The organism is Gaetbulibacter saemankumensis DSM 17032 (assembly GCF_000425645.1).
Classification (GTDB): Bacteria; Bacteroidota; Bacteroidia; order Flavobacteriales; family Flavobacteriaceae; genus Gaetbulibacter; species Gaetbulibacter saemankumensis.
The window spans coordinates 1,548,508-1,561,765 of sequence record NZ_KE384430.1 but is presented as its reverse complement, the minus strand read 5'-3'; the positions used below and the strand labels follow the sequence as shown (position 1 = coordinate 1,561,765).

Sequence of the window (13,258 nt, the reverse complement as noted above, 5' to 3'; positions counted from 1 at the left end):
TTAGAATCTCTAGTACTCAAAATGGTTTATTCTCTCTTGATTGATAATAACCGTTTCCAATTATTATCTTACGCTGTCAATTCAATATGTTTATGAACTTCTTATTCTCTTATCTTAAACGCCCTTTAAGCGCTAAGCGGGTGCAAATATAAAACCCTTTTTTTAACTCCACAAATAGTTTTGATGTTTTTTTTAAAAGTTATTTTTTAACACCAATTAATAGCATCAAATCCCTTTTATATCGCTACTTCCTTTATGAACTTACGCACTAACAGCATTGCCGTTTTTTGCGGCTGCAAACATAGTGCTTTTTTTATTCTCACAAAGCTTTTTTTTTCGCTTTTTTTAAAAGTTTTTTTTAACTCCTTTTTCTACCAAAACCTGTCTATGAACTTACCACTTACAAGAACCCAAGCCCTCGTTTGCGGGGTGCAAATATACCCCCCTTTTTTATTACCAAACAAACTTTTTTTAATCTATTTTTTAAACTTATTCCCTAAACCTTTATTTCTAAGGGGTTACAAGGTGAAATAAATAGAAATAACTAAAATCTGAATGATACTCCTCCCTAAAATCCTGCGTTAGGGATGGAAATGGCATCCTTTTTATGGGATTCATCCATGCACCTATGATACATTTTATATATAGATAACATTACAACCTGCATCACGCCCTCCCATATTTAAATACCCATAAAAAAGATAGAATGTACAGCCCGACCTTGACCTAACGGCAAGGAAACGCTCAAATGATTTTAAATAAACATCAGTGTTGACAAGTACTAAATATTGTAAATTCATGTTACCCCATATATTAAATTATATTTCAATACTTAAAATACTTTATTTATACAATCCTTATATATCTAGCTAAAAAATATTCAACAAAAATTATACTTATATATATATTGTATGTATTTGTTTATACTACTATCTTTGCAACCGAATTTAAAATATTTTGATGATACATATAACATTGCCCGACGGAAGTGTAAGATCGTACGAAGCGCACGTCACACCTATGGATGTCGCTAAAAGCATTAGCGAAGGATTTGCTAGAAATGTCATTTCAGCTAGTTTTAATGGTACCTCTATTGAAACCGTTACTCCATTAACCACCGACGGCTCGTTAGTTTTATACACATGGAAAGATGATGCCGGAAAGAAAGCCTTTTGGCATTCGTCGGCTCATGTATTAGCTCAAGCTCTTGAAGAATTATATCCAGGATCGAAACTAACTATAGGACCTGCTATCGATAATGGGTTTTATTATGATGTAGATTTTGGAGAGCATAGCGTTTCCGAAAAAGATTTTAAAGCTATTGAAAACAAAATGCTTGAAATAGCACGCGGAAAGCACGATTTTAAAATGCGCTCTGCAAGTAAAACGGAAGCTCTAGATTTATATAAGAACAATCCGTTTAAAACGGAATTAATCGAGAATCTCGAAGATGGTACCATCACTTTTTGTGATCATTCTACTTTCACCGATTTATGTCGTGGTGGCCACATCCCAAATACTGGTATAATTAAAGCTGTTAAAATATTAAGTGTTGCTGGTGCTTACTGGCGAGGTGATGAAAACAAACCACAGCTTACTCGTGTATACGGAATTTCATTTCCTAAGCAAAAGGAACTTACAGAGTACCTAACCCTTTTAGAAGAAGCTAAAAAACGTGACCATAGAAAATTAGGTAAAGAATTAGAGTTGTTTACTTTTTCGCAAAAAGTAGGGCAAGGTTTACCTTTGTGGTTACCAAAAGGTGCCGCTTTACGTGAACGTCTGGAAAACTTTTTAAAATCGGCTCAAAAGAAGGCTGGTTACGAAATGGTCGTGACACCACATATTGGACAAAAAGAACTTTATGTTACTTCCGGGCATTATGCTAAATATGGTGAAGACAGTTTCCAACCAATTAGCACACCTAAAGAGGGTGAAGAGTTTTTATTAAAACCTATGAACTGCCCGCACCACTGTGAAATTTATAACAACAATCAGTGGTCGTACAAAGATTTACCAAAACGTTATGCTGAATTTGGAACGGTTTACAGATACGAACAAAGTGGAGAACTTCATGGTTTAACACGTGTTCGTGGTTTTACTCAAGATGATGCCCACTTATTCTGTACACCAGACCAATTGGATGAAGAGTTTAAAAATGTTATCGACCTCGTACTTTATGTATTTGGATCGTTAGGGTTTGAAAACTTTACAGCTCAGGTATCTTTAAGAGATCCGGAAAATCCAGATAAGTATATAGGAAGTTTAGAAAACTGGGAGAAAGCAGAGCAAGCCATTATTAATGCCGCCAAAGACAAAGGCCTAAATTACACTGTTGAAACTGGCGAAGCCGCCTTTTATGGTCCAAAACTGGATTTCATGGTGAAAGACGCCTTAGGTCGCCAATGGCAGTTAGGAACCATTCAGGTAGATTATAACTTACCAGAACGTTTTAATCTAACTTATAAAGGTAGCGATAACGAATTACACCGTCCAGTAATGATTCACCGTGCCCCATTTGGAAGTATGGAGCGTTTTGTCGCGATATTACTTGAACATACGGCCGGTAATTTCCCGCTTTGGTTGATGCCAACACAGGCTATCATCTTGTCAATTAGCGAGAAATATGAAAAATACTCGGAAAAAGTTTTAAATTTGTTAGAAAATGACGAAATTCGCGCCCTTGTAGATCACCGTAATGAAACTATCGGGAAAAAGATTCGGGAAGCCGAAATGCAAAAATACCCGTATATGATTATAATCGGTGAACAAGAAGAAGCAGAAAACAAAATAACTGTGCGTAAGCACGGAGGAGAAGATTTAGGAATGATTTCTATTGAAGACTTCTCCAGAATTATAACAGAAGAAATAAGCAAAACGTTAAAACCGTTTTAATTGAAGTTTAACTAAAAAAAGATAACGCCATAGCAATTAGAAGAAGATCACAGCCCCGCGGAAGGGTTTCGCAAGAGGACAAACACAGAATTAACTCGAAAATTAATGCACCAAAAGTACGTCTTGTTGGTGACAATGTTGAAGTGGGTATTTACTCCACTCGAGACGCTCTAAAAATAGCTGAAGAACAAGGGTTCGACTTAGTTGAAATTTCACCTAATGCCGATCCACCTGTTTGTAAAATTATGGACTATAAAAAGTTCCTTTACGAACAAAAGAAAAGAGACAAGGCTATTAAAGCAAAAGCAACTAAAGTAGTTATCAAGGAAATTCGTTTTGGACCACAAACCGATGATCATGACTATGAGTTTAAAAAGAAGCATGCTGAAAAATTCTTAAAAGAAGGCGCCAAGCTAAAAGCATTTGTATTCTTTAAAGGCCGTTCAATTATATTTAAAGAACAAGGGCAAATTTTATTATTAAGATTAGCTCAAGATCTTGAAGAATATGGTAAAGTTGAACAGATGCCTAAGTTAGAAGGTAAACGTATGACCATGTTTATTGCTCCTAAAAAGTAATAACGATACTGAAAATATTCAGTACTGAAGATAATTAAGCGAAATAATTAAAACCTAGGAAAAGAAAATGCCTAAAATGAAAACTAAATCTAGTGCCAAAAAACGTTTCAAGTTAACGGGTACTGGTAAAATTAAAAGAAAGCACGCTTTTAAAAGTCACATCTTAACAAAGAAGTCTAAGAAGCGTAAATTAGCTTTAACTCATGATACTTTGGTTGACAAAGCAGATGAGAACAATGTTAAAACAATGTTACGTTTAAAGTAATAGCTGTTTTAACCGGTTAAAATAAATTATAAACCCTGGAGTTAGGCTCAAAATAAAAGTATAGTTAAATCTGTCGCCTACTACAAAAAACATTTAAAATTATGCCAAGATCAGTAAATTCTGTAGCAAAAAGAGCCAGAAGAAAAAAGGTTCTAAAACAAGCAAAAGGTTACTTTGGAAGACGTAAAAACGTTTGGACAGTAGCAAAAAATGCGGTTGATAAAGCGATGCAATACTCGTACAGAGACCGTAGAAACAAAAAGAGAACATTCCGTGCATTATGGATTACGCGTATTAACGCTGGAGCCAGATTACATGGTTTATCTTATTCTCAATTCATGGGGAAATTAAAAGCTAACGATATCGAATTAAACCGTAAGGTTTTAGCCGATTTAGCTATGAATAACCCTGACGCTTTTAAAGCAGTAGTAGAGAAAGTAAAATAAGGCGTTCCGCCTATTGTAAAACATATTAGTTCGCTTAATAAAAATCCGATTCTTCATTGAATCGGATTTTTTTTATTGTCCAAAAGCTGTTAGGACCAGTTTTCTTGAGCCTCCATAATCTCGATGCTCACACAAATAAACCCCTTGCCAAATGCCAAGATTTAATTTACCATTCGTAATGGGAATCTGAACCGAAGTTCCCAATAGCGAAGCCTTTATATGGGCAGGCATGTCATCAGGCCCTTCATAAGTATGTATATAATAAGGCGCATTCTCAGGTACCATAATATTAAAATGGCTTTCAAAATCTCCCCTTACGGTCGAATCAGCATTCTCATTAATTGTTAAACTGGCCGATGTGTGCTTAATAAATACCTGCAACTGCCCCACTTTTATCTCTTTAATTTCAGGCATAGCATGCTCAATTTCACGAGTTATTAGATGAAATCCCCTTCGCCGTGCCGGTAATTTTATTTCCTTTTGATAAAATTTCACGTCGTAAATATTTTTTAGGTTTAAAAATATAATTTCTTTTAAAATAATAAGCTTCCATACGCAACCATTATTGAAGAAAATCATCTATTTAAAAAAGCTATTAATTATGAAAAAGATTTCACTTCTTTTATTAATTATTGTTATTATATCCGGTTGCACACTAAAATCAGACAGTAACAATGATATTATCATTCCTCCATCTCAGCGAAGCTGGCATTTAATAAATGCTTATGGTGGTATTCAAGGTGTGAATAACAATTTTGATTTAGAAGAAATTATATGGAAATTTTATGAAGATTCTGGAACAGTAACTGTAACAAATAACAATACGAATGACAACCTTGAAGATGGTTTAGATTCAGGCAACTATTCCTATCAACTAATAACTAATGATAACGTAAATTATTATATAACCATTAATGGTACCGAATACGGTCACTTTTCATTTACGGATTCTAATACCAAAATGATTATAGATCAAAATAAAACTTCGGACAATTCAATTGGTGCCGATGGTTTCATATACACTCTACAAGAAGTTGTTGTTTACGAAGAATAACTTAGGTTTTTTGCTTCTTCTTTTTAGCCGCAGGAAACAATACATTATTAAGTATTAAGCGATATCCTGGCGATGTGGGATGCAAATCTAACTCCGTTTTAGCATCTCCTACTCTATGCTGATAATCTTCAGGATCGTGTCCTCCATAAAAGGTAAAAAAACCTTTGCCTTTAATACCATGTATGTATTTCGCTTCACCATTAGCCTTATTCTCTCCCATAACTAACACATTCGACTTTATTTCTTCACGAGTAAATGCGGTGGTTTGTCCCATAAACCCTTTTATTAAGGCCGTGTGATTTTGACAAAGCATGGTTGGAATGGGATCCCATTTTGCAGAAAATTCCATTAAGGAAAAGTAATCGGAAGTACGCGGTACCATACGCTTTCTTGTTGTATCTATTGATGAGAACTCATAAATCATTGGATTACGTTCGAGGGTATAATTCGTGAAAGCAAATGTTCTTGAAAAATCAATTTTATTCTGATAGCCAGAATCACTCCCATCGCCATCAAACATCGGTTCACATATATCAATACCTTCAGCGGATAATGCAATATCGAAACTATCAGTTGCACTGCACATAGCAAACATAAAGCCTCCACCAATTACATAATCCCGTATTTTTAAAGCAACGGTTAATTTCTCCTGAGACACTTTGGCATATCCTAACTTTTCAGCTAAAGCTTCTGCTGCCTGCTTTTCCTCAATATACCAGGAAGCAGCCCTATATGCGCCATAAAACTTTCCGTATTGACCTGTAAAATCTTCGTGATGTAAATGCAACCAATCAAAAACCAAAAGTCCATCGTTTAGAACTTCTTCATCATAAACGGTTTCATAAGGAATTTCCGCATATTGTAAAACCATAGTTACCGCATCATCCCAAGGTTGCTTACTGGTGGGGGTATAAACTGCAATTTTAGGTGCCTTTTCTAAAACTACGGCTTCCATATTCTGACTAGGACTACTTATTTCCTCAAGAATACGTTCTGTTTTAGCATTAGATAAAATTTCGAAGGAAACTCCTCGTATTTGACATTCTCTTTGAATTGCTTCGGTATCAGGTAACAGAAAAGAGCCTCCGCGATAATTAAGGAGCCATTTTAATTTCATTTGTTTACTTAAAACCCAATAAGTTAATCCGTAAGCTTTTAAATGATTTTTTTGACTTTCCGCATCCATTGGAATCAATACATAAGAAGCATATGTATTCAGTCCAAAAAACAAAAAAATAAGTAAGATTACCTTTTTCATAGACCGAAAGTTAAACAAAAAAAGTATGCCGCTATAATGCTTAAGAAAAATATTAAAAATAAATAACCTTAAAACGGTACGTCGTTATCATCCGGCTCATTAAATGAGCTACCAAATGCCTGACTTGGATCTGCTTTAAAATTATTTCCTGAGCTAAACGGATCATCGCCACCTGGCCCGTCATTCATTTTTGAATGAAATTCGAATGGCGAATCGAAATCATCCAGATTATCGAACTTACCTAAATGTCCTAAGAACTTCAATCGAATATTCTCTAATCCACCATTACGATGTTTCGCAATAATAAATTCGGCTTGTCCTTCAGTTGGAGAACGTTCTTCATCATCCCACTCATCAATTTTATAATATTCCGGACGATAAATGAAACTTACAATATCGGCATCTTGTTCAATCGCACCAGATTCACGTAAATCTGATAATAAGGGTCGTTTACTTCCCCCACGTGTTTCTACCGCACGAGAAAGCTGTGATAAAGCGATTACAGGAACCATTAACTCTTTTGCCAAAGCTTTTAAGTTTCTCGAAATCATTGAGATTTCCTGCTCGCGGTTGCCACCATGACTACTTCCCCCCGTCATTAATTGCAGGTAATCAATCATGATAAGCTTGATACCATGCTGAGAGGACAATCGGCGCGCTTTAGCACGTAAATCGAAAATAGATAATGATGGTGTATCGTCAATATACAATGGTGCTTTTTCTAAATCCTTTACTTTTACGTTTAACTGTTCCCATTCATGTTTTTCAAGCTTACCGGTTCTAAGTTTTTCCGAAGACAACCCGGTTTCACTTGATATTAAACGCGTAATTAGCTGTACTGAGGCCATCTCGAGCGAAAAGAATGCCACTGGTATATTTTGATCTACAGCAATATTACGAGCCATAGACAGCGTTAAGGCTGTTTTACCCATACCAGGACGTGCTGCCACAATAATTAAATCTGAAGGCTGCCAACCCGATGTTAATTTATCAAGTTTTGTGAATCCTGTAGGAATACCACTCAAACCTTCCTTATTAGAAATCTCTTCAATTTTCTTTTTGGCCTGAATAACTAAATCCTGAGCAGTTTCACTAGATTTTTTAATATTCCCTTGGGTAACTTCATATAATTTAGCTTCCGCTTTATCTAATAAATCAAAAACATCTTTAGTTTCATCGTATGAATCCTCAATAATTTCATTAGAAATTTTAATTAAACTACGTTGAATAAATTTCTGAAGAATAATGCGCGCATGAAACTCAATATGCGCCGAAGAAGATACTTTTTGGGTTAAAGTGATCAGGTAATAATCACCTCCTGCAATTTCTAACTTACCATTCTTCTTTAATTGCGTCGCAACTGTTAATAAGTCAATAGGTTCACTATTTTCGAATAATTGAAATATAGCTTCAAATATAACCTGATGGGACTCTTTATAAAATGCATCAGGGCTTAAAATATCGATAACTTCATCAACCCCTTTTTTATCAATCATCATAGCTCCCAACACAACCTCCTCTAAATCAATGGCTTGAGGCGGTATCTTTCCTCTTTCTAGGCTGATTAAATTACTTGTATCGACTTTGTATCCTTTAATCTGAGCGGGTTGTTTCATAACTACGAAAGTAATTAAAATGATGAGTTTTTAAATAAAATTTAATTTTTGAATATTAACCACCTGTTAACAATTTAACTGTTAATAAGTTATAAAAATTGTGGATAACCATAAAAAAAATCTGAAGTTATTTACTCCAGATTTTCTAATGCTGCATTTTCAATAGGGTTAGTCTTTATAAACCCCCATGTCGCAATATTTATCCATACGCTTAGAAATCAAATCTTTTGGTGATAAGTCTTTCAATGCTTCATAGGATTTCATAATTCTATTGCTAACTATTGAAAACGTTTTTTCTCTGTCTTTGTGAGCACCCCCTAAAGGTTCTTTAATAATCTCATCTACCAGTTTTAATTTTTTCATATCGCTAGCGGTAAGTTTTAATGCTTCTGCTGCCTGTTCTTTATATTCCCAGCTGTGCCATAGGATTGACGAACAAGACTCAGGAGATATTACAGAATACCAAGTATTCTCTAACATCATTACCACATCACCTACACCAATACCTAGCGCTCCACCTGAAGCTCCTTCTCCAATGACTATCGTTATAATGGGCACTTCAAGACGAGTCATCTCTAAAATATTTCTAGCAATAGCCTCTCCCTGGCCGCGCTCTTCTGCTTCTAGACCTGGATAAGCTCCTGGCGTATCTAACAAAGTAACTACAGGAATTCCAAATTTCTCAGCCATTTTCATTAAACGAAGGGCTTTTCTATAGCCTTCTGGATTTGCCATCCCGAAATTTCTGTATTGACGTGTTTTGGTGTTATATCCTTTTTGTTGACCAATAAACATAAACGATTGATCGCCAATTTTACCTAGACCTCCTATCATGGCTTTATCATCTTTAAAACTACGGTCTCCGTGTAATTCTAAAAAGGTATCTCCACAAATAGCTCTTATATAATCTAATGTATATGGTCTATTTGGATGTCGCGATAATTGCACACGCTGCCAAGGTGTAAGATTCTTGTAAATGTCCTTTTGTGTTTCTTTAAGCTTCATCTCGATTTGTGCACAGGTTTCTGTAACATCGACTTCGCTCTCTTCCCCGATAACTTTACATTTCTGAAGTTGATCTTCTAATTCTTTTATAGGGAGTTCAAATTCTAAGTATTCCATAAGAATTTTTTAATAATGCTTATTAAAATTAGTAGCCTGCAAACCTACATATTTTTTCATTTTAAAATAAGAAAAAACAAGAAATATTGGTTAACATTTGTTAATTGCAAAGGTAGTTATAATCCGATAATTAGTGAAACAATTAACTTTTTGTAATGGTCCTTCTTCTAATTTTATTTATATTTTTTATAATTCCGTTTACTAAAACCGTTGTTAGAACAATACTCGCACCTAAATAAAAATTAACACTCATCTTTTCTTTTTCTGGAAACAAAATTACAGCCAACACAATACCATACACGGGCTCCAGATTATAGGTTAAAACTACCGTGTAAGGACTTATATAACGCATTACATAAACCGCAGCAATAAAGGCGTACGCTGTACATACCGATGCCAGAATAAACAAATACAAATAATCTGAACTTTCCAAATTAAAAAACTCTATAGAAAAACCACCTTTAAAAAGCCAAATGAATATCGAGATAAATAACAAACCGCTAATAAATTCATAAAAAGAAATAACTGTTGCCGAATGTCTCTTTAAAAAGCTACCATTTAAAACGGCAAAGAGTGACGATAGAAATGCTGAACTAATGCCTAAAATTATACCGTTTAAATACTTTAATTCACTTTGGGTTATAATAAAAACTCCTATAATAACAATAATTCCAAACACTATTTCGTACCAATTAATACGTCTTTTAAAAATAATAGGCTCTATAAAGGAAGCAAAGAAAGCCCCGGTCGAAAACATGGCTAACGCAATTGAAACATTAGCCTCATCGATAGCTCCAAAAAAAGTAATCCAATGCAAGGCAACAACAACGCCTGCTAAAGCAAATCGAACAATAGATTTTGCATCCGTAGCTAGTTTCACCTTAACCGTTTTAATGTAAATAAACATTAAAATAGCCGCCATTAACATGCGAAACCAAACCAAGGGAATAGCCGAAATAGTAATTAACTCTCCTAAAATGGCCGTAAACCCAGCAATAAAAACTAATAAATGAAGATGAAGATAATTCTTAAGTTTAGCGCTTAGCATTTTGTAGCAGGTATAAAGCTAATATACCAAAAATTAAATTTGGAAACCAAACCGCAATAATTGGAGGAAAATCAGATTGCTCGGCCATAACTCCAAATATTTTATCGAAAAACACAAAAACCATAGCTATACAAATCCCAACAGCAAGATTTACTCCCATTCCCCCTCTACGTTTAATAGAAGATACAGCCACAGCAATTATTGTTAATATAAAAACAGACACTGGTAGGCTCCACTTTCTATATAACACCAATTTAAATCGCCCTACATTTGAAGAACCTCTAGCCTCTTCTTTTTCTATAAATTGTTTTAAATCGCCATACATTTTAGTTTCGGCTGCATAAATTACAGGAATCAGGTCATCGACTTCAAAATCGAATACAGTATCCTTTCGCGCTTTTATAATTTCTAACTCATCTTCGTTAGGCCCTATAAAACGCTTTACATAATTGGTTAATCGGTAAATAGAATCGTCTTCAATATATTGTATGTTGTTCGCCGAAATTTTATATTTAAGTTCATTAGCCTCAAAATGTTCTAAGGTAAAATCTCTTCCTTTTTTATTTTTCACATCGAAACTACTAACATATATAATATCAGTGTCGTTAATCTGCCTATAAACGTCTGTATTTTCAAAAGCTTTACGTCCCTTCTTTAAATATTTATAAGAAAAATTATTAAAGCCTTCACTCGCTTTTGGCGCTAAATAGAGCCCTAAAATAATTGCCAGGAACGCAACAATCGTAGCCCCAATTAAATAAGGTCGTAAAAAACGGGTAAAAGAAACACCTGAACTTAAAAAGGCTACAATTTCTGTATTATTAGCCAATTTTGAAGTAAACCAAATTACCGACAAGAATAAAAAGAGTGGAAATAAAAGATGGGCAAAATAAATTGTAAAGTCTAGAAAATACAAAAGCACCTCACTTAGAGGTACTTCATTTTCTAAGATTTTTCCAATTTTTTCGGCTAAATGCACTGTTATTCCAATGGGAATAAACAGCAATAACATCATAAAGAATGTAAATAAATAGCGCTTTAATATGTACCAGTCTAATATTTTCATGTATTCCTTACAAGCGATTATCCATTTGCTTGACCATTTTATCTTTCCAAGCTCTAAAATCTCCCGCTAATATATGTTTTCTTGCTTCGCGAACCAACCACAAATAAAATCCTAAATTATGAATGGTAGCAATTTGCTTGCCAAGTAATTCATTAACAGAAAATAAATGACGTAAATAAGCCTTTGAATATTCGGTATCAACATAGGTTATCCCCATCTCATCAATAGGTGAAAAATCAGCTTCCCACTTTTTATTTTTAATATTTATAGTTCCATACGCGGTAAACAACATACCATTACGCGCATTTCTTGTAGGCATTACGCAGTCGAACATATCAATTCCTAAAGCAATATTTTCTAAAATATTAATAGGCGTACCAACCCCCATTAAATAACGTGGTTTATCTTCTGGAAGAATTTCACAAACCACATCGGTCATCGCATACATTTCTTCTGCTGGCTCACCAACAGATAATCCTCCAATGGCATTTCCTAACGCACCTGCATTTGCTATATATTCTGCCGATTGGCGTCTTAAGTCTTTATAAGTACTCCCTTGAACAATTGGAAATAGCGTTTGATTATAATCATATTTTAAAGGTGTTTTCTCTAAATGGTTAATACATCGGTCTAACCAGCGATGTGTCATATGCATAGAACGCTTGGCATAATTATAATCACACGGATATGGTGTACACTCATCGAATGCCATAATTATATCGGCTCCAATAGTACGTTGAATTTCCATCACATTTTCGGGAGTAAAAGTATGGTAACTTCCATCGATATGAGATTTAAACTTAACACCTTCCTCTTTAATTTTTCTGTTACCGGATAATGAATATACCTGATAGCCGCCCGAATCGGTTAATATGTTTCTATCCCAATTCATGAATTTATGCAATCCGCCAGCTTTTTCAAGAATATCGGTCTGTGGCCGTAAATACAAATGATAAGTATTACCTAAAATAATGTCGGGATTAATCTCATCCCTTAATTCACGTTGATGCACTCCTTTTACCGTTCCCACAGTACCAACAGGCATAAAAATTGGTGTTTCAATTACCCCATGATCGAGTGTGATTTTACCCGCTCGGGCTTTACTTTGTGGGTCTTGAGCTTTTAATTCAAATTGCATAATTCCAGTTATTCTTCAATTGGCAAACCTACATATTTTTTTTAATTCTTATTTGATTTTCATTGCTATTTATAGTTTTATTAGCATTACTTATTCTCACATTGTTGTCAAACTTTTATTATAATAAATTATATTTGGCAACGTTTTTGATTTATAACCCTAAACTTTAAAAAAGAATTAATTATGAAAAACCTATTTTTGTTATGTGCTGCTTTTTTAATTTCAGCAACTATTTACGCCCAATCTTCAAATGGTTTCGGATTTAAATTCGGAGTAAACTACAATGCCAACGGCGACTATTTCGAATCTATTGAAATGAACGCCAAATCTCCAAAACGAAATGTGGGTTACAACCTAGGATTCTTCTATAAAACGGGAGAGCAGGTGTATTTTAAACCTGAACTATTATTTACCCGAACCAAAGCAGACTATGATAACGATAGTTTTGTAATGAAAAAATTAGACATGCCACTATTGGTAGGTGTAAAAGTGGTTGGCCCTTTAAATGTTTTTGCTGGTCCCGCATTGCAATATATTCTAGATACAGAATTTGATGGTATTACTCTTAATGATGTAGAGAAAGATTTTACCGTAGGACTTAATTTCGGTATTGGATTTAGCTTAAATAAATTAGGCATCGACCTGCGTTATGAACGTGGATTCACAGAAAATGAGGTAACTTTTATTAATAGTAATATCATTTCTACCGAAAGTAGAATTGACACCAGACCAGATCAATTAATCCTAAGTCTCTCGTTAATACTTTAAATCT

General features: G+C 34.5%; 13 protein-coding genes. 6 read left to right on the top strand and 7 right to left on the bottom strand.

Annotated features, from left to right (window positions below; genetic code table 11):
• Positions 1-960: 960 nt before the first annotated feature.
• The 4 genes from thrS to rplT all read left to right on the top strand — a co-directional run bounded on the left by thrS (position 961) and on the right by rplT (position 4,184).
• Positions 961-2,895, top strand: a complete 1,935-nt coding sequence (gene thrS / locus H611_RS0113695) for a threonine--tRNA ligase (RefSeq protein ID WP_027138920.1) — start codon at positions 961-963, stop codon at positions 2,893-2,895.
• A gap of 29 nt (positions 2,896-2,924) precedes the next feature.
• The gene (gene infC / locus H611_RS0113690) at positions 2,925-3,473 is read left to right on the top strand and encodes a translation initiation factor IF-3 (RefSeq protein WP_169516001.1); all 549 of its coding nucleotides are present in this window, start codon (positions 2,925-2,927) and stop codon (positions 3,471-3,473) included.
• A 67-nt stretch (positions 3,474-3,540) separates the two neighbouring features.
• Positions 3,541-3,738 carry a 50S ribosomal protein L35 gene (gene rpmI / locus H611_RS0113685; protein WP_027138918.1) on the top strand — a complete coding sequence of 66 codons (198 nt, stop codon included), beginning with the start codon at positions 3,541-3,543 and terminating at the stop codon, positions 3,736-3,738.
• 101 nt (positions 3,739-3,839) lie between these two features.
• The gene (gene rplT, locus H611_RS0113680) at positions 3,840-4,184 is read left to right on the top strand and encodes a 50S ribosomal protein L20 (RefSeq protein WP_027138917.1); all 345 of its coding nucleotides are present in this window, start codon (positions 3,840-3,842) and stop codon (positions 4,182-4,184) included.
• 72 nt (positions 4,185-4,256) lie between these two features.
• Here rplT and H611_RS0113675 read toward each other — a convergent pair whose 3' ends face one another.
• The gene (locus H611_RS0113675) at positions 4,257-4,679 is read right to left on the bottom strand and encodes a secondary thiamine-phosphate synthase enzyme YjbQ (protein ID WP_027138916.1); all 423 of its coding nucleotides are present in this window, start codon (positions 4,677-4,679) and stop codon (positions 4,257-4,259) included.
• Positions 4,680-4,785: 106 nt separating this feature from the next.
• On the opposite strand from H611_RS0113675, the gene H611_RS0113670 reads away from it, so the two are divergent.
• Positions 4,786-5,238, top strand: coding sequence for a hypothetical protein (locus H611_RS0113670; RefSeq protein WP_027138915.1), 453 nt, complete (start codon positions 4,786-4,788; stop codon positions 5,236-5,238).
• A 1-nt stretch (position 5,239) separates the two neighbouring features.
• On the opposite strand, the gene H611_RS0113665 is transcribed toward H611_RS0113670, so the two are convergent.
• From H611_RS0113665 to tgt, 6 genes are all read right to left on the bottom strand, one after another.
• The gene (locus tag H611_RS0113665; protein WP_027138914.1) at positions 5,240-6,496 is read right to left on the bottom strand and encodes a hypothetical protein; all 1,257 of its coding nucleotides are present in this window, start codon (positions 6,494-6,496) and stop codon (positions 5,240-5,242) included.
• A 68-nt stretch (positions 6,497-6,564) separates the two neighbouring features.
• The gene (gene dnaB / locus H611_RS0113660) at positions 6,565-8,112 is read right to left on the bottom strand and encodes a replicative DNA helicase (RefSeq protein WP_027138913.1); all 1,548 of its coding nucleotides are present in this window, start codon (positions 8,110-8,112) and stop codon (positions 6,565-6,567) included.
• Positions 8,113-8,280: 168 nt separating this feature from the next.
• The gene (locus tag H611_RS0113655; protein WP_027138912.1) at positions 8,281-9,234 is read right to left on the bottom strand and encodes an acetyl-CoA carboxylase carboxyltransferase subunit alpha; all 954 of its coding nucleotides are present in this window, start codon (positions 9,232-9,234) and stop codon (positions 8,281-8,283) included.
• Between the two features lie 142 nt (positions 9,235-9,376).
• Positions 9,377-10,282 carry a DMT family transporter gene (locus H611_RS0113650; protein ID WP_027138911.1) on the bottom strand — a complete coding sequence of 302 codons (906 nt, stop codon included), beginning with the start codon at positions 10,280-10,282 and terminating at the stop codon, positions 9,377-9,379.
• Positions 10,269-11,348, bottom strand: a complete 1,080-nt coding sequence (locus tag H611_RS0113645) for an LptF/LptG family permease (protein WP_084158193.1) — start codon at positions 11,346-11,348, stop codon at positions 10,269-10,271. The genes H611_RS0113650 and H611_RS0113645 overlap by 14 nt, the downstream gene beginning before the upstream one ends.
• Before the next feature lie 7 nt (positions 11,349-11,355).
• A complete protein-coding gene (tgt, locus tag H611_RS0113640) occupies positions 11,356-12,486 on the bottom strand; it encodes a tRNA guanosine(34) transglycosylase Tgt (RefSeq protein ID WP_027138909.1) in 1,131 nt (376 codons plus the stop codon).
• A 183-nt stretch (positions 12,487-12,669) separates the two neighbouring features.
• On the opposite strand from tgt, the gene H611_RS0113635 reads away from it, so the two are divergent.
• On the top strand, positions 12,670-13,254 hold the full coding sequence (locus H611_RS0113635; protein WP_027138908.1) for an outer membrane beta-barrel protein: 585 nt from the start codon (positions 12,670-12,672) through the stop codon (positions 13,252-13,254).
• Positions 13,255-13,258: the final 4 nt, after the last annotated feature.

What these genes read in the sequence shown, in the direction of transcription:
- rplT (WP_027138917.1), top strand. Translation starts at nt 3,840, where the DNA reads ATGCCAAGATCAGTAAATTCTGTAGCAAAAAGAGCCAGAAGAAAAAAG.
- thrS (WP_027138920.1), top strand. Translation starts at nt 961, where the DNA reads ATGATACATATAACATTGCCCGACGGAAGTGTAAGATCGTACGAAGCG.
- H611_RS0113665 (WP_027138914.1), bottom strand. Translation starts at nt 6,496, where the DNA reads ATGAAAAAGGTAATCTTACTTATTTTTTTGTTTTTTGGACTGAATACA.
- dnaB (WP_027138913.1), bottom strand. Translation starts at nt 8,112, where the DNA reads ATGAAACAACCCGCTCAGATTAAAGGATACAAAGTCGATACAAGTAAT.
- H611_RS0113655 (WP_027138912.1), bottom strand. Translation starts at nt 9,234, where the DNA reads ATGGAATACTTAGAATTTGAACTCCCTATAAAAGAATTAGAAGATCAA.
- H611_RS0113650 (WP_027138911.1), bottom strand. Translation starts at nt 10,282, where the DNA reads ATGCTAAGCGCTAAACTTAAGAATTATCTTCATCTTCATTTATTAGTT.
- rpmI (WP_027138918.1), top strand. Translation starts at nt 3,541, where the DNA reads ATGCCTAAAATGAAAACTAAATCTAGTGCCAAAAAACGTTTCAAGTTA.
- tgt (WP_027138909.1), bottom strand. Translation starts at nt 12,486, where the DNA reads ATGCAATTTGAATTAAAAGCTCAAGACCCACAAAGTAAAGCCCGAGCG.
- H611_RS0113645 (WP_084158193.1), bottom strand. Translation starts at nt 11,348, where the DNA reads ATGAAAATATTAGACTGGTACATATTAAAGCGCTATTTATTTACATTC.
- H611_RS0113670 (WP_027138915.1), top strand. Translation starts at nt 4,786, where the DNA reads ATGAAAAAGATTTCACTTCTTTTATTAATTATTGTTATTATATCCGGT.
- H611_RS0113635 (WP_027138908.1), top strand. Translation starts at nt 12,670, where the DNA reads ATGAAAAACCTATTTTTGTTATGTGCTGCTTTTTTAATTTCAGCAACT.